Here is a 229-nt window from a genome sequence, read left to right on the forward strand (position 1 = left end):
CGGAGAGTTATCGGAGAGTTATTGGAGAGTTATTGAGTAGCCTCCTCTACCCTGTCACCCGCTTCCTCAGCGGCATCTCCCATCTCCTCAGCTGCGTTTTCCGCTCCTTCCTGTAACTCTCCCATGACGCTTTCGTTCTGGCCAGTAGCATCCTCGTAGGTTTCCTCGACTGAATCGCCAGCCTCTTCCATCATGTTTCCGGCGTTGTCCGCAGCCTGCTCGACATCCA

General features: G+C 55.0%; 1 protein-coding gene. It reads right to left on the minus strand.

The features are described from left to right. Positions 1-29 precede the first annotated feature (29 nt). Positions 30-229 (minus strand): hypothetical protein (locus B2W52_RS10345; RefSeq protein WP_286802882.1); only part of this gene is annotated, 200 nt, incomplete at its 5' end.

This window comes from Marinobacter sp. UBA2498, from assembly GCF_002341575.1.
Classification (GTDB): Bacteria; Pseudomonadota; Gammaproteobacteria; order Pseudomonadales; family Oleiphilaceae; genus Marinobacter; species Marinobacter manganoxydans.